The organism is Mesorhizobium sp. WSM4845 (assembly GCF_055811455.1).
Genome location: NZ_JBVVQA010000011.1, coordinates 56748 through 78725, shown reverse-complemented (window position 1 = coordinate 78725; position 21978 = coordinate 56748). Strand labels below are relative to the sequence as shown.

The window sequence follows — 21978 nt, the reverse complement described above, 5'->3', positions numbered from 1 at the left end:
CGTGTTTTCGTTATAGTTGCTTTTCGCCTGGGAGGGAGGCACCTAAGTTAGCCTTGTGCGCAGGTGTTCGCTCGATCGGGCCTGATCGGGTGTGTGTGCATGAAGCTCATTCGGAATAGCGGCAACGAAAGGGTGGTCGATCGACTGCGCGAATGGCTTGTCCAGGACGTGTCCGTTGATTTGATGTCACCGAGCTTTTCCGTGCACGCGTTTGCGGAAGTTCGGGATCTCATCGAGAAGGCAGAGAAGTGCCGCCTGCTGCTGGGTGATGAAACGGCACTCGCGGAGGCGCTTTTCGGCGGCCCTGCCGATATCGCCTTTCGCGGTCAGCTTCATGGCCGTTGGCTTGCACGGCTCGCTGCCGATTGGATCAAGAAGCGTGCAGAGGTCAGGTGCGCTCCTTCGGCGCCACCTCAGTCGCTCATCGTCGTTCAGGGGACGGGAACGCGGCGGGCATTGCTCGGCACTTGCTCCTTCACCACCGAAGGCCTCGGGATCACGCCAGGCGGTCAACTCGGGCTGGTTCAGGCTTCGGACGAGGACGAGGAAGCCGCTGCGTTTGCCGACTGGTTCCGGGCGAACTGGGATGGCATCAAGGCGGGCTCGACGGCAAAGGACAAACTTGTCGGTTTGCTCGAAGACGCAGGCTCCCAGCGCGCGCCGTCGCTTCTCTATTTCCAGATACTGTTTCAGCTATTCAAGGATCTCGGCGACGAGCTCGATGAAGAGCGGATCATCAAGTCCGCGACCGGCATACGAAACACGATCGTTTGGAAGAAGCTGTTCCGGTTCCAGCGTGATGGCGTCGTGGGTGCCATCGATAAGCTAGAACGCATGGGCGGCTGCATTATCGCCGATAGCGTCGGCCTCGGTAAGACGTTCGAGGCGCTGGCGGTCATCAAGTACTATGAGCTTCGCAACGATCGGGTTCTCGTGCTTTGCCCGAAGCGGCTGAGGGACAACTGGACGCTCTACAAGGCCAACGACCGGCGGAACGTCCTGGCCGAGGATCGCCTCAACTACGATGTCCTGAACCACACCGATCTATCCCGCGATGGCGGATTGTCGGGAGATATCGACCTCTCCCACGTCAACTGGGGAAACTACGATCTCGTCGTCATCGACGAGTCCCACAACTTCCGAAACAAGGCGACGCACAAGGACCGCGACACACGCTACGACCACCTGATGAAGCGGGTGATCAAGGCCGGCGTGAAAACCAAGGTGCTCATGCTATCCGCGACGCCGGTGAACAGTCGCCTGGCGGACCTGAAGAACCAGATCGCGTTCATGACCGAGGGCAACGATCTAGCGCTGATAGGCCACGGTATTCCAAGCATCGAGGCGACGATCAGGAAAGCCCAGGCGCAGTTCAACCGCTGGCTCGATTTGCCGGAGGTCGAACGCCGTCCTGCGCGGTTGATGGACATGCTGGGCTTCGACTATTTCAAGCTTCTGGACATGTTGACGATCGCGCGGTCGCGTAAGCACGTTCAGCGCTATTACGGCACGGCCGAGACCGGGCAATTCCCCGAGCGGCTTCGGCCCTTCAATATCAAGGCGGACGTCGATCTGGCAGGCGAATTCCGGCCCATCCGCGAGATCAACAACGAGATCCGGCGGCTGACGCTCGGCGCCTATGCGCCCTTGCGCTACGTGCTTCCGCACAAGCAGGCGGCCTACGACGAAAAATACAGCACGAAAATCCGCGGCGGCGAGAGCTTCTTTCGGCAGGTCGATCGCGAGGAAAGCCTGATCCACCTTCTTCGGGTGAACATCCTGAAGCGCATGGAGAGTTCGGTTGCCTCATTCGCTCTCACCATCAAGCGGCAGCTCGCCGACGTTGAGGGCCTGCTTTCGAAGATCGACGCGCACGTTGAGTCGGTTGAAGAAGCGACGATCGACGACATCGACGTTGACGACTCTGCGTTCGAGTCTCTGCTCGTCGGGCGAAAGGTGAAGGTGCTGCTTCAGGACGTTGACCGCGTGCGTTGGCGGCAGGACCTCATCGAGGACCGTAACCGCCTCGCGACGCTTCTATCAGCGGCCCGCTCTGTGACGGCGGATCGGGACGCAAAGCTGGAAGCACTGAAGCAGGTGATCGCCAAGAAAGCCCACGAGCCGATCAACGACGGTAATCGAAAGCTGCTTCTTTTCACCGCCTTCGCCGATACCGCGGATTATCTTTACCGAGAGCTGGCGCCCTGGGCGAAAAGGACGTTGGGATTAAACGCCGCGGTGGTCACTGGCACTGGCGCGAACAAGACCACCATGCCGGGCATGCGCAGCGATATGAGCACGATCCTCAGCGCTTTTTCGCCGCGCTCGAAGGAGCGGCCCGCGGAAATGGCGGTCGAAGGCGAGATCGATTTGCTGATCGCCACCGACTGCATTTCGGAAGGCCAGAACCTTCAGGATTGCGACTTTCTGATCAACTACGACATTCACTGGAACCCCGTTCGGATCATCCAGCGGTTTGGCCGCATCGACCGGATCGGTTCTCCGAACACCAAGATTCAGCTCGTCAACTTTTGGCCGAACATGGAGCTGGACGAGTATCTCGATCTCGAATCCCGCGTGAGCGGTCGCATGGTGCTGCTGGACGTTTCGGCGACCGGCGAGGAGAACGTCATAGAGTTTCAGGCAGGCAACCAGATGAACGATCTGGAATACCGCCGCGCCCAACTTCAGAAGCTGCAAGACGCCGTGATCGACCTCGAAGACCTGTCGAGCGGCGTCTCGATTGCTGACCTCACGCTAAACGATTTCCGCATCGATCTTTCCGGCTATCTGCGGGAGAATAAGGAGCGCCTCGAAGCGCTGCCGCTTGCGACCTATGCGGTCACGTCGGCCCCGCGAAGCACCGCCGCGAGCGTCGACACGGGCATTCAGCCCGGCGTGATCTTCTGCCTTCGCGCGGTTGGCGACGCGGCGCTGAAATCGCCGGAGCCGGGCTATCCCTTGAGCCCGCACTACGTCGTGCATGTTGGCGAGGACGGCGAAATCAAGCTTCCCTACACACAGGCGAAGCAGGTGCTGGATGCTTTGAAGAAGCTCAGCCTCGGCCGCGATCTGCCCGACGCGGAAGCCAGCATCCGGTTCGACAAGGCGACGCGCTTCGGCAGGGACATGGAGCCATTTCAGAAACTGCTCGCCCGGGCTGTCGCGTCCGTCGTTGGCAAGAAGGAAGAGCGGGCAGTCGCGAGCCTCTTTTCGCCAGGCGGTACCCACGCCATGAAGGGCGAGTTTGCCGGGATCAACGACTTCGAGGTTGTCGCGTTTCTTGTGGTGCTTCCGGACGCCGAAGGTGCAGCGGCGTGACGACGGAAGCCGGCATCCTCGCAGTTGTCGAGGCTTTGGGCTTGCCGCCCGAAGCCCGCGTGGATGCGCGGGTGCCGAAGAAGCTTCTCGTGGAACAGGGCGCGCCGACCGCCTCCGACAAGCGTGCCATTCAGGACGGGATCGACGAGCTGCAATGGCTTGCCGCCTGCAAGCCAACCACCATCGGCGTGCCGAGCTTCGCTGATGATACGCGGGAATACCTTGAGATCGCGGTCGTTGCCTGTGCCTTTCGGCCTGATGCGAAGGCCGCGCGTCTGATCGAATTGATCCACCGCGCCATTCCCTACCCAGTGGTTCTCGTTACCTCCGACGAACAGGGTGTCGCGCTATCGGTGGCGCACAAGCGCCATGCGCAAAACGAAGCAGGTAAATTCGTCATCGAGCGCGTCGTTTCGATTGCTGGAATTAGCAAAGAACAGTTGAATCCCAACGAACAGGCGTTTCTCGAAAGTCTAGCCCTTGCCAAGCAGTCCCGCTGCAACCTATGGACCTTGTATGAGGGTTGGCTGGTCCGAATCGAAGCGCTCAGCGCCGCCAGGCTGAGCGGCGCCTTTGCAGCGAGCGATGACGCCGTGACGATCGAGCGCCGCCGCGAAGCCCTCGAAGCCCAATCCCGGCTGATGCGCGAGATCATCGATCTTCGCGCCAAGGCCACCCGCGAGAAGCAGCTGAACCGGCGCGTCGATCTCAACTTAGAGATCCAGCGCTTGGAGGCCGAGATCGCAGCCCACCAGAAAAAACTTTGAGAACGGAACGCGTGGACATCCGAATACGAGAATGGATCTGAGGGGCAACATGACTTCCACGGTACTTTGGCGGCGGCTTAGTGCGACAGATTTTAGGGCAATCAACGGGAATGCTTCGCCGTATGGCCGCGGAGGCGGAGCCATGCACATAGCCCTTGGCGTGCGCACTGCCCAATTTCCCATCGACAACTTCCTAGGTGCCTCGGGGAAGACCGATGCAACCATCTCAGCTGCCGCCGATCGTGAAAGAACACAGGTGGGAGAGCTAGCCTTTAGCGGAAATCCAAAGCGCAGAGGTGGTGAATGGCGAATCCGTGATCAGTACAGCAACCGCCACCCCGCATGGGCATCGACCGCCGGTTTCCCCACAACTTACGATGCCAGCGATCCGCCCTACATCTTGGTATTCAAGAGCGGAAAATCATTTCACGCGCGGTTTTCTCTTGAAAGCAGCTTGAGAAAGATGAGCCCTGCGAGCAGACCAAAGGGGATTCTTTCCAACAATATCGGAATTGCGATAGCGCCACATGAGTTTGTCAATTCGCTACTTGTTCCACAGACAAGGAGGCTAGATGAATTTGAGATACAAAGGGACACGACTGTCGCAGAAGAATTCGACCCGAAGAATATTTCCGACGGTCGTAAGCGCATAATCGCTTCGGTGATCCGGCGGTTGGGGCAACAGACTTTTCGCCGCAAATTGATCTCCGCGTACGGCGGACAATGCGCCTTGACATGCTGCAAGACGCCCTGGGTTCTGGAAGCTGCGCATATCAGTCCATATCGGGGGATAAAGACGAACGCGGTTTCTAATGGGCTCTTGCTTCGAGCGGATGTTCATACACTTTTCGACCTCGCCCTCGTTGCCATCGAGCCCACGAAGTTAGTCGTTAGAGTTTCGAAGCTTCTAGAGGGATCGATGTATGAAGCTCTCGACGGCAAGCATCCCGTGCTGCCGGCCAAGGCCGCCCTTCACCCAAGCGTGGCAGCGCTCGAATATCACTACGGACTTTTCCACCCTTAGCTGCTCCCAACACAAGAAGAACATCTGCGAATGGAAGGCGTGACGATGGCCAATATCGAGAAGCTCGACCCAAGGAGCTCAATCACCAAAAGTGCCGACATTGTAGCGGACAACGTCGAGTCCTTAAGGTCCCTTTTCCCGGAGGCATTCAAGGAGGGGCGAATTGATCTCGGGGTTCTCCGGGAGCTGCTGGGTGCTGTCGTTGATGAGCGCGACGAGAGATACGGGCTGAACTGGCATGGCAAACGCCGTGCGCGACAGATCGCGCTGACGCCGTCCACCGGCACGCTACTGCCATGCCGGGACGAAAGCGTCGATTGGGACGCTACCCAGAACATTATGATCGAAGGCGACAATCTCGAAGTCCTTAAGCTCTTGCAGAAGAGCTACGCCGGCAAGGTGAAGCTTATATACATCGATCCGCCCTATAACACGGGAAAGGATTTCGTTTATCCTGATGACTATAGCGACAATGTCAGGAACTATCTTGAGCTTACGGGGCAGGTTGAAGGCGGTCGAAAGATTTCGTCGAATACTGAAGCGTCTGGCCGGTTTCACACCGACTGGCTGAACATGATTTATCCGCGTTTGAAGCTCGCAAGAAACCTTCTCCATTCAGATGGTGTAATTCTAGTTTCGTGCGACGACGGTGAAGTCGCGAATCTCCGCGCTATATTGAATGACATATTTGGTGAGGAAAATTTCGTTGCGCAATTTGTGTGGAAGGCTCGTCAGTTTACTGATGCACGCGCAAACACAAACATATCAACCGACCATGAGTACATCGTCGCCTATGCCCGGGACGATGGCTTCTCGCTCAAGGGTGTGGGCCGCGATGAGTCGAAATTCGGAAATCCAGACGGTGATCCGCGTGGGGATTGGATGAGCCGTAGCATGCTCGGCCTTGCTACGAGAGATCAGCGACCAAACCTTCACTACGACGTCGTCGATCCGTTGACTGGACGGGTGTTCCCCCCGAATGCCTCCACGGGATGGCGATATTCGAAAGATAAGATGGCGGAGCTGATATCCGAGGGAAAAGTTCTGTTTCCCAGGAATGATGACGGAAGACCTCGCGAGAAGAAATTTCGGAGCGAGATGCGATCGGAGTTCATTGCATTCCGGTCGATTATTGATGGTGTACATACAGCAGATGGGACCCAGGAGATACGCTCACTGTTCGGCGTTGACCTCTTTGCGTTCCCAAAACCGACAGCGCTGATTGCGAGTCTCATTGAGCAGGTCGCCGCGGATGGTGATATCGTTCTGGATTTTTTTGCCGGGTCGGGAACGACCGGACACGCCCTTTTGAAGCAAAATGCTGCGGAGAACCTAAAGCGCCGATACGTCCTTGTCCAACTTCCCGAGCCTCTCGACCCCAGTAACAGAGAACAAAAGGTTGCATCGGATTTCTGCGATAAGTTGGGAAAGCCTCGCACTATAGCCGAACTAACTAAAGAAAGGCTCCGACGTTCTGCAGCGCGGATCGATGAAGAAAATCCCCTCTTCAAGGGTGATTTTGGGTTCCGCGTCTTCAAGCTTGCATCATCGAATATCCGCGCGTGGGAGCCGGTCGCAGCCGATCTCGAAAGCAGCCTGCTGAAGAATGCTGAGCATCTCGTCCAAGGTCGCAAGGAGCAGGACGTGCTCTATGAGCTGCTGTTGAAGCTCGGGCTCGATCTTTGCGTGCCGATCGAGACGAAGAGCATCGCCGGCAAGTCCGTGAATTCCATCGGTGGGGGTGCGCTGATCGTCTGCCTTGCCGATGGGTTGAGCAAGGACGTGGTCGAGCCGCTAGCTTCGGGGATCGTGACGTGGCGCACGGCGCTTGCACCTGCCGTCGACACGCGCGTCGTGTTCAAGGATTCGGGCTTCGCCGATGATGTCGCCAAAACCAACATGGCGGCGATCCTCAGTCAGAACGGCATCACCGACGTTCGCAGCCTGTAGGAGGGGTTCGATGAAACTGCATTTCGAACCCGATCTCGACTACCAGAAGCTGGCGATCGAGTCCGTCGCTGATTTGTTCCGCGGCCAGGAGATCAACCGCACCGAATTCACGGTGACGCGCCGCCCACTGGCCGAACGCACCGGGCAAGGCAGCCTCGATCTTGGCGGCTTCCTGGGCGCGCAAGGCGAACTAGGCCTGGTTGAAAGCGAACTCGGCATCGGCAACCGCCTGACGCTGCTCGATGACGAGATCATCGGAAATCTGAACGACATCCAGCTTCGCAATGGCCTCGCGCCGTCAACGGCGCTCACCTCCGGCGACTTCACCGTCGAGATGGAGACCGGCACAGGCAAAACATACGTCTATCTGCGCACCATTTTCGAGCTGAACCGGCGCTACGGCTTCACCAAGTTCGTGATCGTCGTGCCTTCGGTCGCGATCAAGGAGGGCGTCTACAAGACGCTTCAGATCACCGAAGAGCACTTCAAGGGCCTCTATTCCGGCCAGCCCTTCGATTATTTCCTCTACGATTCCGGCAAGCTGGGGCAGGTACGCAATTTCGCGACCAGCCCGAACATTCAGATCATGGTGGTGACGGTCGGCGCCATCAACAAGAAGGACGTGAACAACCTCTATAAGGACAGCGAGAAGACCGGTGGCGAGCGCCCGATCGACTTGATCCGCGCCACACGGCCGATCCTGATCGTGGATGAGCCGCAAAGCGTTGATGGTGGTCTTGAAGGCCGCGGGCGTTCGGCTCTCGCGGAGATGAACCCGCTCTGCACGCTTCGCTATTCGGCCACCCATGTCGACAAGCACCACATGGTATTTCGCCTCGATGCGGTCGATGCCTATGAGCGCAAGCTTGTTAAGCAGATCGAAGTTGCGTCGATGGAGGTCGAGGGCGGGTACAACAAGGCATATGTGCGCTTTGTTTCGGCCAGCAACGGCAAGGGACCAGTGACGGCGCGCGTCGAGATCGACGTTCAGGATGGCAAGGCGGTGCGTCGCAAAGAGGTGGTCGTTCAGGACGGCGACGATCTTCAGGAACTCACAAAGCGTGCCGTGTATGCCGATTGCCGGATCGGCGAGATCCGCGCCGCGAAGGACAGCCAGCTCCTGGAAGTAAAGCTTCCGGGTGGCGAAACCTTCCTGTCGCCCGGCGAGGCGGTTGGTGACGTGGACGCGGACGCCATGAAGCGGCTGATGATCCGCCGCACGATCCAGGAGCATCTGGAAAAGGAAAAACGCCTCGCGCCGCTGGGCATCAAGGTGTTGAGCCTCTTCTTCATCGACGCCGTTGAGCACTACCGGTCGTATGACGAGGACGGTAGTGCGATGAAGGGCAAATACGCGCGTATCTTCGAGGAAGAATATCGCCGCGCGGCGAAGCTCCCGGAGTTCGTCAGCCTGTTCAAGGAAGTCGATCTCACTTCGGAAGCCGAGGAGGTTCATGACGGCTATTTCTCGATCGACAAGGCGCGGCGCTGGACCGATACGGCGGACAATAACCAGGCAGGCCGGGACAACGCCGAACGCGCCTACAACCTGATCATGAAGGACAAGGAGAAGCTGCTGGGCTTCGAGACCAAGCTCAAGTTCATCTTCTCCCACTCGGCCCTCAAGGAGGGCTGGGACAATCCGAACGTCTTCCAGATATGCGCGCTCCGCGAGATGGGCACGGAACGCGAGCGTCGCCAGACGATTGGCCGAGGCCTGCGCCTGTGCGTCAATCAGCAAGGCGAGCGGTTACGCGGGTTCGAGGTCAATACGCTGACCGTCGTCGCTACCGAAAGTTACGAGGAGTTCGCCGAGAACCTGCAAAAAGAGATCGAGAGGGACACCGGCGTTAAGTTCGGGATTGTCGAGAAGCACCAGTTCGCCGCCATTCCAGTGGCGAAGGCTGATGGCTCAACGGGCATGCTGGGATTCGACGCATCCGCCGCGATCTTCGAGCACTTGAAGACGCAAGGTTTCGTTGACCCGAAGGGTAAGGTGCAGGACACGCTGCGCGCGGCGCTGAAGGACGGCACTTTCGCTTTGCCGAAAGAACTCGAAGGGCATGTTGCGGCGGTTCGCGAGCTGTTGAAGAAGGTCGCCGGCAAGCTCGATATCAAGAACGCCGACGAGCGCGTCGTCGTCAAAACACGGCAGGCCATTCTGGAAAGCGCGGAGTTCCAGGCGCTTTGGGATCGCATCAAGCACAAGACGACCTATCGCGTTCACTTCGACAATGAAAAGCTGATCGCCGACTGCGCCAAGGCAATCGCCAACGGCCCGCCGGTTTCCAAGGCGCGTGTCCGGATCAGGAAGGCCGATCTTTCCATCGGCCAGGGTGGCGTTGAAGCCACGGAGCGCGACAAGAACAGCGGGATGATCGTCACGATCGAGGAGGGTGACATCGCGTTGCCCGACGTGCTCACCGATCTCCAGGATCGCACCCAACTCACGCGCAAGAGCCTTGTCCGCATCCTCACCGAGTGCGGGCGGTTGAAGGACTTCAAGCGCAATCCGCAGGCCTTCATCGAGATCGCGGGTGAAGTGATCAACCGCACCAAGCGGTTGGCGTTGGTCGATGGGATCAAATACCAGCGGATCGGTGACGAGCACTACTACGCTCAGGAACTTTTCCAGCAGGAAGAGCTAACGGGCTATCTGAGGAACATGCTCAAGGACGCAACGAAGTCAGTCTTCGAGCACGTTGTTTACGATTCCGGCGGCGTCGAACGGACGTTCGCGGAGCAGCTCGAAAAGAACGAGTCGGTGAAAATCTACGCCAAGCTTCCGGCGTGGTTCAAAGTGCCGACGCCGCTGGGTACGTACAATCCCGATTGGGCGGTGCTGGTGGAGGTCAGCGGCGAGGAGCGTCTCTATTTCGTGATCGAGACGAAGGGCAGTTTGTTCACCGACGATCTTCGCGATAACGAAGCGGCGAAGATCATGTGTGGCGAGGCTCACTTCAAGGCGCTTGAGATCGATCCGAACCCGGCCCGCTACATCAAGGCAACGAAGATCGACGACCTGATGGAGCGTTGTTGACTGACTGGCATACGCCCGCACCTGATGTAGGGAACAGGCGACTAGGAATGGGTGTTGATGTCCTGCTCAATTTGCCGTGCTGACTCCAGAATGTCATCGAAACTCGGCGGAGTGCCGAAGATCATGGCCGCCGTATTGGCATAGTCGCGCGTGAGCGCGCCCACCATATTTGGAGCGGGTGCGATCGCGAAGCTGCCCGGGACTGCTGAAGCGAGGTCATAGTCGGGACGGTCGAAAAACATTCGTGCGTGCCGCACACAATCGGCGCCAAGATCGAGATCGCCCAGCGCGGCCTTTCCGGTCTCGGATCCGAGAAGACAGTGCAGGTCGTAATAGTGCCGAGACACCCGCTGGCCTTCCTGCCGCAGTTCGCCGCGCCGCTCGTACCAGCGGCGCAATCCATGGGCGATCACCACCTTGTCCCAAAAGGTGCGGGTCGCCTCGATCGTGGTCACATTGGCGACGGTGAGATCAATGCCTGCCGCTTCCTCCGCGACATAGGGCGTGATCGTGATGGGGCGATTGGGATCGAGCGCCGATTTCGCCCCGGACTCGAGGCGTATGGCCCGTCGCACATAGGCGCCATCACGCGGCTCGACCTCGGGATACCAGAGCAGCAGGGTCTGACCATCGGCATCGGCTTCGTCGAGCTCCACCCGTCCGGCGCCGTTCGTAATGTCGGTAAGTTGAGCGGTGAGGAAGTCTCGCAGCGGGCCTGTGATATACGCACGGCAGGCGTCCCGGATGGCGTCGAGCTTGGCGCGGCGCTTCTTGTTCGACAGTCCCTCAAGCTCTTCGACGGAGGCAGCCTCGCCGAGATCGTCGCGGAACACGGTAACGTCGATGTCCTCGGAAAAACGCTGGATGAGGCCGTAGCCTTTTGACAGCGACGTCCCGCCCTTGAAAAGCAGCCGTGGCTCCCCCGCAGGCCGTTCGTGGTAGAGCGAATTGAGGGTCCAGCAGACCCAGAAATCCTTTTCGACATTGCCCACCGGAGCGCCGATCCGATTGGCCGTGGCGAGGAACAGGTCGAGCCGGTCACGTGGGGATGCCGCGATGATCTGGCAGTAAGCATCGGTACTCATGGCTTCGCCTCGTGCGGGTCCGCCCTCAGGATTTCGCGGAGGAACTCCTGCATCCAGATCGGCACGGCGGAGAGACCGGCGCGCAGATCCTCGCGAATGGCCTCGCCGTGCTTGGGGTCGGCAAACAGGCGGCGCAACGTCGCTTGGATACGCTTCCGTTCGCCCTTCTGGGTCAGCATGTCCTGCATCCAATGCAAGGCCTGGACGACCCGCATCCCCGGCCGATCCGCCCAATAGAGGCGGCTAGGGGCAGCGTATTTGAAGTGGATTTCCTGCGTGCCGAGCTTGATTGACTTCAACCGCGCATCGACCAGCACTTCTATTCGGGCGGGGACGGCGGTCGTCAGGCCGAGGTCGTTGGCGGCCGTCATACCATCGATGACGGCGCGCGCCCGATCGCGGCGCGTGACGGCGCGGATCACAGCGCGATAATCCGGCACGGTGGCGCGGCCAGTCAGGTTGTTCGTGCGCGGCCGGTCATAGAGGCCTCGGTCGATCCGGCGCAGCTCCCCGGCGGCTGCCAGGCGCTGCAGGGTTTTGTCCACGGCAGCGCGCGCGCCGAGATCGGCGAAGTCGCCGGGGGTCCAGACCTCGTCGGGTTTGGACTCAATGCGGGCAAGCAGGCGCGAGCGAAGATCGGTATCGGGCTCAACGATGGGCATGTCCGAAATATGCTACAATTTCGGACAAAAGGCAAGGTATGAGTCCGAAATATGCTACAATTTTCGGACACTCCGCGGTCGCGCGCGCTGAGGCGCGCCGCCATTTCGCCGCTGGCGGCGCCAGTCGAGTTACCCCCGGCGCGGATGCTGTAGGTGTCTCTCGAACACGTTTGGATCGCGCAGCACTGGTCCCCGTGCTGAGAGATCGGCTTTGGCCCGGTTTCCCGCGCCAATGCGTAGGACGACATTAAAGACGAAAACGTTTTCCGGGTTGCCCCCTCAATCTGGAATACATGGAGGCCGAATATTACCTGCGCGGCTCCACCGGGAAAGGAATCGACGATTCCGATGCCGGTCCGGAGGGATTGTAGGCCAGGTGATCGGCCGAAAGTGTCCTTGCGAGAGGCGAGGGCGGCCTTGGTCCGTTCAGAGATCAGCCGCCGCTCTTTCTCGGCGAGCGCGGCATACAGGTGAAAGCCTAAACGGGTCAGCGTTTGTGCCAAGTTCGGCTACCTTGAGACGAGCGGGGACGACCATCTGCTTTCGACTGCGGTTAATCGGCGGCATGGACAAGCTCGTTGACGAGAACGGGCCGAGACGGAAGGACTGGGCTATGGAACCCTGAACAGGCGCATGTTGTTGGTGGTCATTGCCGGCCCCCCTATCTGGACCCGCAAAATCCAAACAGAAGGAGTAACGAGTGTTGGCCAGTCACCGAGGAAGGCGCGTCCGCGCTGAGATTGCTCTTGCCCAGAACCTGATGCTCGCGCCCTGGGTTGTGGGGTTGCGGTTGCCGATCCTGGTTGCCGAGGCAACCGGTTCGCTGGTTTCAGGTCGGCCGGAAACCGTCAAGGCGGTGAGCGAAAAAGTTTCGGCCCTTGCGCAGGGGATTCTTGCGGCACAGGTGGCTTGGACGCGGGGCGCATTGACATTGCCGCTCGCCATAGCCGACGCGTCATCGCCGCTGGCCGATATCGGGCGATCAATGGCCCTTGCTGCTCTTGAGCCTGCGGGGCGGCAGGTTCGCCTAAATCACCGCCGGCTTTCCAGGCGCCGCAAACGGTGAAGCCGCAAGAGGCGAAAACACCCGTGGCAACGCTGCAACTGCCGCAGTCCATATGAGTATGCGAAGGCAGTGTAAAACTTGGCGGAATTTCAATGAAACCTCTTCCGGGGCGGCGGCGCAGAAAATGATTTCTACCACCGTATACCCGGGCGGTCGCAATCACCTGACAGACGCGAAAAGAACGCGCCGTCGGCGGATTGACACTTCAGTTGGGATACAGCTCCTTGCCGTTAATAGAGGCGTCGGGAACTGAGCTTCGGTTCGGCGGTTAAAAAGAGGAGAGTTACGGAGGTTAAGGTGAACGGCTTGCTGAAGACTGGACTTTCGACAGGCGTGACCGGAACGGTCGCAAGTGTTGTGACGGCGGCGTTCCTCGCCCTTCTGGCCAAAGCCGAAGGAAAGTCGGCGCTGCAGCCGACCAACGCCACCAGCCACTGGCTCCACGGCGACAAGGCTGGTGCGATTAGGAAGGCCGACCTCGCGCACACGGCGGTCGGCTTGGGCACCCATCATGCTTCGGCCATATTCTGGGCCGCTCCTTTCGAGGCTTGGCTCGCCAGAAATCCTCCGCGGTCGCCGCTACTGATGCTGCGCGATGCCTCCGCGTTAGCCGCGATCGCCGCGGCTGTGGACTATCTCGTTGTGCCGAAGCGGCTGACCCCGGGCTGGGAGACAGTGCTTTCTAAGCGCTCCATCGCAGCTGCGTATGTAGCGCTCGCTCTGGGTTTGGCTGCCGGCGGACTAGTCGCGCAGGAGATGCGAAAGGCGAAGTAGGGCAATAGCGCCGCGCATTTCGTGGCCATTGAACGCCTGTGCAAGAGCTTCTGTACTACGGCACGAAGTGGAGAACCGTTCGGCCGCGACCGCGGGTGTGTCGATTCAGTTCGTGAACACAAACCCGGACGGCCTCGCAAATCTCGGCCTCCACCCGCCGCTGACGCTGCACTGCGCCCAGATGGTGCTTGCGGCGCGCGCATGGAGTGCGGCAAAGCCGGACCAAGATACCTCGTCGACAGCGCAGATGGTGCCGCTGGCGTCACACGCCGCGCCGTCGCAGATCCGGAGCTTTGACTGGTCGGATTCGGATCAACGCTGGAGCTCTGCGATGATCGCTTCCCGTACCCTTTTCTTTGATCATCAGTTTACTCCCGGATCCCAGGTCTCTGGCTATCTGTGGCCCGCCAGCCCAAGTGGAGGCGCCCGCTGTCGTCCGGACGTGAGTAAGAGCAAAGCCGTTTTTTTTGGCTTATTCGCCACAGGTCCAGCTGCAGATCCTGTTCAAGCACCTCATAGGACATGTGGCGGGACAGCAGCCGTAGCCTCCTTCATCAGCACCATGGTCAAAGCTTCTCCAGGATAGCGATGCCGAATGCCGTATTTCCGCAGCCTTGCGGGATGAAATCGAATCCGTGAGTCTTCCAGCTAATTCCCGATCTGTTGAAAAGAGGTCCGGCGACCGGACGCGGCGGGCAACGTGCCGTAGAGATCGAGCAGCACCCAGTTCCCCGTATGGAAACTGTAGCCTTGTCAGCGACGCATGGCCGAGAGGCTGCGCCTGGTTTTCCATTCCTGGAACGCCACAATGACTTTGCCATTGTTGTCATAGGCACCTGCAGGAGGCCGGCCATGAATACATTCCCTATCACGCGCGGCTTGCCACGGTGGTGTTGCTGTTGCCAGCCGCGCAGACCTTCGTGCAATCTTCCGGGCAAGGCGCGTCACCAACAACTACACATAGACGAGATGTGGGCGTCGAGGTTTCGCTCGGCAGGCAAGAAGTGAAAAAAGCAGATTGCAGCCGAGCTGGGAATCGCTGAGGCTGAGGTGCCCCTTGCGAGTTTATCTACCGATCGAATCAGCCAAGCAGGTCTGCTCGCAAAAAGTGTTCGAGGCGCGCGCCAATGCGGACCGAAGTGCACTGCGACAAAATACATCCCCGGAGATTGCCGAGGCTGCGCGAGATCACCCGCAAACGTGCGCTGTTCCCGAGCAATGATCAAGACGTGTCTTCAGCAACGGCATGTGCCGGGCTGCCGCCATCATTGCAGCCGTTTACTGGGTCTGCAGCCATACGGATCAAGGTCGTCGACCTGGATGAGAAGAAGAAAGCCAAAGTTCTCGCGAAGAAAGGGAAAACCCTTAGGCAGGTCGGCGCACGAGCAGCCGCCGTGCGCGGCGTTCCGCTGATCGACCTTCGCATTGTCTGCGGCGAGGACGCCGACTTTGCCAACGCCATCGAGCCTTCGGAACAGGGCAGCAAAAAGATTGCCGCGGGAATCGTGTCGTTCCTTGCCAAGCACGAATTCCGAAGCGGGCGTGCCGAACTGATTGTTCGGTAGGAGAGCTTGCAGTTGCCATTCATAGGCGATCGGGCCTTCCTCAGCGTTGCGGAGGACGAGGCAGCCGCTGAGCGGGCGTTTGTGGCCCTCCCAAGCGCGGACTTGTTCTCCCCCATCATCTCTCAGGAAACCGCCATCCTTGTGCGCCCCGACACCCTGGTCGCCATCGGTCGCATCGCGGGGGGCACTGTGGTCGAGAACCATTCATTGATCTGGGCGCTTGAGGGTTCTGCCGGTGCGCTATTGCTCGTCGGTAGGGCTTCGGGGCTGGCGAGTCTGCCAAGGCGAGCAACGACAGGCGATGCCGGCAGACATTACGTTACGGCACTTGATATTGCAGTGCAGCAAGCGTAGAGCACCGCGCGCTTATCGGAGTGTCGTCCATGGCCCTTACCAATGCTGGTAACGAGGCAGAACCTGTCGAACAATCGAGCCATTCTGAGGTCGAGCAGCACAGCACCAAGGTGCTGATGCTGGGCGCACTCGGTGTCGTTTACGGCGATATCGGCACCAGCCCGATCTATGCATTTCGCGAGGCGTTGCATGCATCAGCCGGTGGCAACGTCGCCAACCGTGGCGACATCCTCGGCGTACTCTCGCTGATCATCTGGTCGCTGACGATCACCGTGACGATCAAATACATCATGTTCGTGCTCCGCGCCGACAATCGAGGCGAGGGCGGAGTGCTGTCGCTTATGGCGCTGGCGCGCAACAGTTTCCCGACCCGCTCTGCGGTGATCCTCGGCATCGGCATCGTCGGCGCGGCGCTTTTTTTCGGCGACGCAGTCATTACGCCGGCAATCTCGGTACTGTCGGCGGTCGAAGGTATGAATGTCGTCACGCCGACATTCCAGCCCTATGTGGTGCCGCTGACACTGGCCATCCTGGCGATCGTGTTTGCGGTACAGCGGTTTGGCACCGGCGGCGTAGGATTGGTGTTCGGGCCCGTTACCGCGCTGTGGTTCCTGGCCATCGGCCTTTCCGGCCTCAACCACATCATGGACGACCCGGAAATCCTGCTGGCAATCAGCCCGCATTATATCGTGTCATTCCTGATCAACTCGCCCGAAGTCGCCTTCGTCACGGTTGGTGCGGTTTTTCTCGCCGTCACCGGCGCCGAGGCGCTCTATGCCGACCTCGGCCATTTCGGGCGCAAGCCGATCGTGCTTGCCTGGCTGGCGGTAGTGTTTCCTTGCCTGTTGCTCAGCTATGTCGGGCAGGGCGCCTTCGTGCTGGCGCATGGCGGTGTCGTCGGTCATCCCTTCTTCGAGATGAACGAGGGCTGGACGCTTATCCCGATGGTGGTGCTGGCGACGGCGGCGACCGTGATCGCCAGCCAGGCGGTGATCTCCGGCGCCTTCTCGCTGACCAGGCAGGCGGTACAGCTCAACATGCTGCCGCGTTTCGTGATCCAGCATACGTCGGAAAAACAGTCGGGCCAAATCTACCTGCCGCGCGTCAACCTGCTGCTGGCGCTGGTGGTGATGCTGCTGGTGGTCGGCTTCGGCGAATCCAGCAGACTGGCCTCGGCTTACGGTATTTCGGTGACCGGCAACATGCTGGTGACGAACATACTGCTTTTTGTCGTCATGACGCGCATCTGGAAATGGCCGCTCGGCGTCGCGATCGCCTTGATGGCGGTGTTCGCCTTCATCGATACCGGCTTCTTTGCAGCCAACATCGTCAAGGTATTCGAAGGCGGCTGGGCCTCGCTTGCCATTGCCGCAGTGATCGTGATGACCATGTGGACTTGGATAAGAGGCACCAGGTACCTATTCGACAAGACGCGCAGGAACGAGATCCCGCTCGATTTCCTTGCCGGCAATTTGTTGAAGAAGAAACCACAGCTGGTGTCCGGTACGGCCGTGTTCCTGACCAGCGATCCGCAAAGCGCGCCGACGGCGCTGATGCACAGCCTGAAGCACTACAAGGTGCTGCACGAACAGAATGTCATCCTCTCGGTGGTGACGGCGCAGCAGCCCATGGTGCCCGATAGCGACCGGGTCAAGATGGAAACGATCAACGATTTGTTCATGCGGGTGACGCTGACCTTCGGCTACATGGAACAGCCCAACATCCCGCGTGCGCTGGCGATCTGCCGCAAGCAGGGCTGGAAGTTCGACATCATGACGACCTCCTTCTTCCTGTCGCGGCGCTCGCTCAAGGCGTCGCCCAATTCCGGCATGCCGGTGTGGCAGGACAAGCTGTTCATCGGCTTGGCGCGCACGGCAGCCGATGCGACCGAGTATTTCCAGATCCCGACTGGACGTGTGGTTGAGATCGGAACGCAGGTGGCCGTTTAGGCATGCCCGGTTGAGCAGAATCAATTGGCATTTCCCGAGCCGGTGAATGCCTGACCGGGCGGAGGCCACGATGCTTGCGCCCAACTGAGGTCCGGTTCCAGCCCGAAGCTTCCGGCCCCAAAGCCGTCCCTTTACGTCTACGATCATTCCCGTTCCCATTGTCTTGCCGACCCACCAGTCGAGATGCGCTGAAACGACCTCGCCGGTCAGCAACTTATTCATTTGAACGTAATCGATGTGCCGCAAGTCCGACCTTCAATCTTTCAGTTCACAGGCAAGCGTTCCCAAAATCGGCGTGCCGCCTAACCGGCGCCGCATCGTGACCTGTCAGGAAGCCATGCAGGCGCGAGACAGAAGCTGGCTCGAGGCCGCCGGCCTGGTGCTGGTCCGGCAGCGGCCGGGCTCGGCCAAAGGCTTCATGTTCCTCACCATGGAGGGTGAGACGGGCGCGGCAAACGTCGTCGTCTGGGTCGAGATCTTCGAGAAATTCCGGCGCGTGCTTCTTGCGTCGGCCATGCTCGGCGTCCGCGGACGCATCCAGCGGGAAGGGGAGGTGGTGCACCTCGTCGCCCACGAGCTGACCGATCTGTCGGCCTAGCTGGCCAGCGTGGGAAACCGCGAGACGCCGTTTCCGTTGCCGCACGGCCGCGGGGACGAAGCTCATCACGGCGGATCGGGCATCGATCCGCGCGGCATGCCGAAGGGGCGCGACATCGTCGATGCCCATGACCATATCGACCATATCAAGGTCAAGACGCGGGACTTCCGGTAGCGCTTCCGGACGGCCACTTCAGCAGGATGGTTGTGCCCACTATTGTCGGGCAGGGTTAACGGCCGATTGGCAGCAGGTCACCCCATGCCGGATCCCAAATGTCGTCGCTCTCAAGCGCAACGACTGCCCGCACCTTTTTAAAGTCGGCGAGCACCTCGACGGCAGGACGCCGCCCCGTTTCCTGAGCCGCGGCGTAGCCGGTGTATTCGTGACCGTCCGGCTCAAACCACTCCAACGATTCCACGGTAGCCATGGCGTCGCCCTTGCGGCCGCGCGTGATGCGAATGATCGTGATCCCATCCTCGGCGCTCGCGTCCATGGAGACACGCTGCCAACGCTTCATCATGCTCTACCCCCATCTTGTTCCAAGGCGGTCGGATCATCTCAATGAGCCCTGCCTCGGGGCCGGCGGCCATTGGCCGGGAGCCCGTTCCACCCCAGCGCCAGCGGAACAGCGATGTAAACCTCGAAAGTGGTCCCGGCGCCCACCTGCTCGCGGTGATCTCGTTCAGCCGCCAGCTTACCATGCATAACGCACCAGGGCTCGCAAGGGCTTGTGAACAATCTCGAACCATTTGCTCACTTCCAAGCGGCGTCTATACGACCAATATGACGCGTGGGACCGCAGCCTGACGATGTCCTGACACACAATCGAAGCAGCTCACTGACTGGCCTGTGCCAGGATGACCCGAGATCCCGGGACAGCGCTTTGGCTGCGAACATTTCATTGCGATTGCCCGCGATGATTTGGAACATCTCAATACGTTGATGATAATCAGCTCCTTGGGAGCCCTGATTTACTGGACAGATCGAATGTGGCACTGAGTAAATTGCTATCTGGCCGTGCGCGCACATACCGCCCTGGCTTCCTTGCGCGGATGTTTCCTTCCGGAAAATGGAAGCTGACCCTAGACCCCAAGCTGTCCGGGCGCATTCGGCTGAGGCAGGGTGGCGATGTTGATCTCAGCTGCCTCGATATCGTGTCGGTTTCGACCAGCAAGGCGCTGCTGTGGCATACCGTCGAGATCCGCGCACGCGGCAGAACGGACAATCTGTCGAGTCTGTCGGGGGACGCGTCCGAGCAACTGGCCGCAGACCTTCATGCGTTCATCAACACCCATCTCTTCGACCTCATCGGCACAGAGACGGATCATTTGCTCGATGTCGATGCCAGGCTTCGGGAGATCACCGAAGACAACAGACAGTATCTCGCGCAGGCCGATCTCGGGCGGGCCATCGCCAGCGTGCCCGGCAGCGCCGCTGCCGCGCTTTCTCACCCGCTTCTGGATCCACAATTGATGCCGGCCGGACTCAAGGCGTCCCTGCCGGCTTCGTTCGCCATGCTGACCGACCTGGGCGTTCGCCACGCCTATAATGAAGCATTCGTTGCCGCGGAGTTGCGCAAATTCCAGCCATTTTTCGACGATCTCGACGGGCGCTCCTTTTCCGATCAGCAACGCGAAGCCTGTATCCGCCTGGAGGATAACAATCTGCTCGTCGCCTCGGCCGGGTCAGGTAAATCCGCGACCATGGTCGGCAAGCTGGCCTATGTCCTGGAAAAGCAGCTCTACCGGCCCGATGAGATCCTGCTTCTGGCCTTCAATAAGAGCGCAGCCGACGAACTCAGGACCAGGATCGCACGACAGCTACAGGTCGAAGAAAGCGCGCTGGAGTGCCGCGTCACGACGTTTCACGCGCTTGGACGGGGCATCATTAAGGAGGTCGAAGGACGTCCGCCCCAGCTTGCCAACTGGGTCGATCATCCCGCCGGCGAAGCCAGGGTCATCGAAGAGATCATCCGGAGCCTTGTCGAGACCGATCCGGAATTCGCGCGATTGTGGTGCGACCTGCTCGTGGTGCATCCCAAGGCGGACATCCCGGCCGAGGTTTTCGACACCGAGGCTGACTACCGTCGCTATGTCTCGGATCGGCTCAGGAAGGGCGAAGCCACGATCGGTTCTCTTGCCGGGGACATCGTCAAGTCCCTGCAGGAGCAGAAGATCGTTAACTGGCTGTGGCTGCATTCTGTCGAGTTCGAATATGAGCGGCAGATCGCGGTCGAGGACGATGACGGTACGGTCCGCCATCTGCATCCCGATTTCTACTATCCTCTGACCGACACGGTGCATGAGCATTTCGCGCTCAGCGCCGACGGGACCTCCCCCTTTGCGGATTATGTTCAGCACGCTGAGAGCAAACGGCAGGCCTATCGACGGAAGGAAATTGATTTTTTCGAGACCACTTCGGCGCAGGCGAGTAGCGAGACACTGCTCAGCACACTCGAGGCGGAATTGGCGCGCCGCGCCGTTCACTTCCAGCGCAAGAGCTATGCCGAGATCACGAAGGCGGTCGAGCCTGTAGTGATCAAGCACTATCACAAGCTCATATCCACCTGCATCAAGCATATTCGCGCCAGCCATCTGACGCTCGATATGCTGCTCGAGCGTGCCGGGACCCTACACGACAAGGAGCGCGCGAAGCTCTATGCGCGCGTCGTGTGGATGATCACGCAGGGCTATTCGCAAAGACTGGAAGAGACTAGGCGGATCGACTTCGATTCGATGATTGCCGACGCGGTCCGGCTGGTCGAGACCGGGCGGTATCAGAGTCCCTATTCCCTAATCCTTGTCGACGAGTTTCAGGACATCTCCGAGCCGCGCGCCAATCTCATCAAAGCGCTCAGGCAGCAGAAGGCGTTCAGCAAGATGTTCGCGGTCGGAGATGACTGGCAGTCGATCTATCGCTTTGCCGGATCGGACATCACGATCTTCACGCAGTTCGAGGCCAATTTCGGGGCAAGCTGGCAGGGACGCCTGGAACAGACTTACCGCTGCAATCAGCTCATCGCCGAGACGGCCGCGACCTTTGTCCAGCGCAATCCCGAACAGATCACGAAATCGGTCCGCTCGACACGGCCCGCCGTTCCGCGGTCGATCCGGGTTATTCCCATTGATGACGAGCGCGGCGCGCCCAACTTCGCCCAGGCTTGTCATCGTCTGCTCAAACGGCTCGACCTAGCTCTGGGGGGCATCGCCGCGCAGTGGCGCGACAAACCGGGTGCCAAACTCAAGGTCCTGGTTCTATGGCGGTACAATCTGCTGGACCCGTTCGGCGGGATCCCGCCCTCCTTTGCCAATATCGAGGTTTCGGGTTTATCCTTTCACCGGGCCAAAGGGCTTGAGGCGGACTACACGGTTCTGCTTGATGTGAGTGAAGGCGATTATGGCGTGCCGAGCCGCATCGAGGACGACGAGCTGCTCAATCTGGTAATTCCCCGCCCTGAAACCTTCGCCTATGCTGAAGAACGACGCCTGTTCTACGTCGCGCTAACGCGCGCCAGCCGAGGCGTATACCTATTCACCAACTGCCGTCAGCCATCCCGTTATATCCGGGAACTTTGCGAGATCGCCGGGGATGAAGTGCGCTTCGAGACGATCGAAGGCGCTGCCTGGCGTCAATGCCCCGTTTGTCTGGTGGGCCAAACGGTCGAGAAGCGCAACAGGAACGGGACGGTGTTTCACGCATGCAATCAGTTCGCTGATTGCATGCACAGCGAAGGTGCTCCGGCGCAATCGACGGCTCGCCTACATAGGCGCGCCTAACGTCAGGAGCACCGCGGTCACTTGGCAATTCACACTTATCCCAGCCG

General features: G+C 59.7%; 14 protein-coding genes and 2 pseudogenes. 12 read left to right on the top strand and 4 right to left on the bottom strand.

The features are described from left to right. Positions 1-99 precede the first annotated feature (99 nt). The 5 genes from AC0L2C_RS15010 to AC0L2C_RS14990 all read left to right on the top strand — a co-directional run bounded on the left by AC0L2C_RS15010 (position 100) and on the right by AC0L2C_RS14990 (position 10102). Complete coding sequence (locus tag AC0L2C_RS15010) at positions 100-3321, top strand: helicase-related protein (protein WP_473523716.1); 3222 nt, start codon at positions 100-102, stop codon at positions 3319-3321. Beyond that, positions 3318-4088, top strand: a complete 771-nt coding sequence (locus AC0L2C_RS15005; protein ID WP_473523715.1) for a DUF4391 domain-containing protein — start codon at positions 3318-3320, stop codon at positions 4086-4088. Before AC0L2C_RS15010 ends, AC0L2C_RS15005 begins: the two co-directional genes overlap by 4 nt. A 142-nt stretch (positions 4089-4230) precedes the next feature. Continuing rightward, positions 4231-5112 (top strand): HNH endonuclease, encoded by an 882-nt coding sequence (locus AC0L2C_RS15000; protein WP_473523714.1) that lies wholly within the window; start codon positions 4231-4233, stop codon positions 5110-5112. Between the two features lie 30 nt (positions 5113-5142). After that, entirely contained in the window at positions 5143-7062 is a 1920-nt protein-coding gene (locus tag AC0L2C_RS14995; protein WP_473523713.1) for a site-specific DNA-methyltransferase, read from the top strand. 10 nt (positions 7063-7072) lie between these two features. Beyond that, complete coding sequence (locus AC0L2C_RS14990; RefSeq protein ID WP_473523712.1) at positions 7073-10102, top strand: type III restriction-modification system endonuclease; 3030 nt, start codon at positions 7073-7075, stop codon at positions 10100-10102. Positions 10103-10143: 41 nt separating this feature from the next. On the opposite strand, the gene AC0L2C_RS14985 is transcribed toward AC0L2C_RS14990, so the two are convergent. Both AC0L2C_RS14985 and AC0L2C_RS14980 read right to left on the bottom strand, forming a co-directional pair. Next, positions 10144-11187 (bottom strand): nucleotidyl transferase AbiEii/AbiGii toxin family protein, encoded by a 1044-nt coding sequence (locus AC0L2C_RS14985; RefSeq protein ID WP_473523711.1) that lies wholly within the window; start codon positions 11185-11187, stop codon positions 10144-10146. Beyond that, positions 11184-11849: a DUF6088 family protein gene (locus AC0L2C_RS14980; protein ID WP_473523710.1), complete on the bottom strand. Its 666-nt coding sequence runs from the start codon at positions 11847-11849 to the stop codon at positions 11184-11186. The genes AC0L2C_RS14985 and AC0L2C_RS14980 overlap by 4 nt, the downstream gene beginning before the upstream one ends. Positions 11850-12095: 246 nt before the next feature. On the opposite strand from AC0L2C_RS14980, the pseudogene AC0L2C_RS14975 reads away from it, so the two are divergent. From AC0L2C_RS14975 to AC0L2C_RS14950, 6 genes and pseudogenes are all read left to right on the top strand, one after another. Continuing rightward, positions 12096-12211 (top strand): annotated as a pseudogene (locus tag AC0L2C_RS14975) (ferritin-like domain-containing protein); the annotation flags it as partial. A gap of 341 nt (positions 12212-12552) precedes the next feature. Continuing rightward, positions 12553-12915, top strand: coding sequence for a hypothetical protein (locus AC0L2C_RS14970; RefSeq protein WP_473523709.1), 363 nt, complete (start codon positions 12553-12555; stop codon positions 12913-12915). Positions 12916-13212: 297 nt separating this feature from the next. Continuing rightward, positions 13213-13689, top strand: a complete 477-nt coding sequence (locus AC0L2C_RS14965) for a hypothetical protein (RefSeq protein ID WP_473523708.1) — start codon at positions 13213-13215, stop codon at positions 13687-13689. Positions 13690-14816: 1127 nt separating this feature from the next. After that, the gene (locus AC0L2C_RS14960; RefSeq protein ID WP_473523707.1) at positions 14817-15254 is read left to right on the top strand and encodes a hypothetical protein; all 438 of its coding nucleotides are present in this window, start codon (positions 14817-14819) and stop codon (positions 15252-15254) included. A gap of 383 nt (positions 15255-15637) precedes the next feature. Continuing rightward, complete coding sequence (locus AC0L2C_RS14955; protein WP_473523706.1) at positions 15638-17557, top strand: potassium transporter Kup; 1920 nt, start codon at positions 15638-15640, stop codon at positions 17555-17557. Between the two features lie 307 nt (positions 17558-17864). Continuing rightward, positions 17865-18329 (top strand): annotated as a pseudogene (locus AC0L2C_RS14950) (OB-fold nucleic acid binding domain-containing protein); the annotation flags it as partial. Between the two features lie 55 nt (positions 18330-18384). Here the strand turns inward: AC0L2C_RS14950 and AC0L2C_RS14945 are convergent. Both AC0L2C_RS14945 and AC0L2C_RS14940 read right to left on the bottom strand, forming a co-directional pair. Beyond that, complete coding sequence (locus tag AC0L2C_RS14945; protein ID WP_287106815.1) at positions 18385-18675, bottom strand: hypothetical protein; 291 nt, start codon at positions 18673-18675, stop codon at positions 18385-18387. Positions 18676-19237: 562 nt separating this feature from the next. Further along, complete coding sequence (locus tag AC0L2C_RS14940) at positions 19238-19606, bottom strand: hypothetical protein (protein ID WP_473523705.1); 369 nt, start codon at positions 19604-19606, stop codon at positions 19238-19240. Between AC0L2C_RS14940 and AC0L2C_RS14935 the strand changes: the two genes are divergently transcribed. After that, entirely contained in the window at positions 19574-21931 is a 2358-nt protein-coding gene (locus AC0L2C_RS14935; protein ID WP_473523704.1) for a UvrD-helicase domain-containing protein, read from the top strand. The two genes, AC0L2C_RS14940 and AC0L2C_RS14935, sit on opposite strands and share 33 nt — an antisense overlap. Positions 21932-21978: the final 47 nt, after the last annotated feature.

Excerpts from the sequence above, each read along its gene's own strand:
- AC0L2C_RS15010 (WP_473523716.1), top strand. The coding sequence starts at position 100 with ATGAAGCTCATTCGGAATAGCGGCAACGAAAGGGTGGTCGATCGACTG.
- AC0L2C_RS14945 (WP_287106815.1), bottom strand. The coding sequence starts at position 18,675 with ATGATGAAGCGTTGGCAGCGTGTCTCCATGGACGCGAGCGCCGAGGAT.
- AC0L2C_RS14985 (WP_473523711.1), bottom strand. The coding sequence starts at position 11,187 with ATGAGTACCGATGCTTACTGCCAGATCATCGCGGCATCCCCACGTGAC.
- AC0L2C_RS14980 (WP_473523710.1), bottom strand. The coding sequence starts at position 11,849 with ATGCCCATCGTTGAGCCCGATACCGATCTTCGCTCGCGCCTGCTTGCC.
- AC0L2C_RS14955 (WP_473523706.1), top strand. The coding sequence starts at position 15,638 with ATGGCCCTTACCAATGCTGGTAACGAGGCAGAACCTGTCGAACAATCG.
- AC0L2C_RS14995 (WP_473523713.1), top strand. The coding sequence starts at position 5,143 with ATGGAAGGCGTGACGATGGCCAATATCGAGAAGCTCGACCCAAGGAGC.
- AC0L2C_RS15000 (WP_473523714.1), top strand. The coding sequence starts at position 4,231 with ATGCACATAGCCCTTGGCGTGCGCACTGCCCAATTTCCCATCGACAAC.
- AC0L2C_RS14960 (WP_473523707.1), top strand. The coding sequence starts at position 14,817 with ATGCGGACCGAAGTGCACTGCGACAAAATACATCCCCGGAGATTGCCG.
- AC0L2C_RS14990 (WP_473523712.1), top strand. The coding sequence starts at position 7,073 with ATGAAACTGCATTTCGAACCCGATCTCGACTACCAGAAGCTGGCGATC.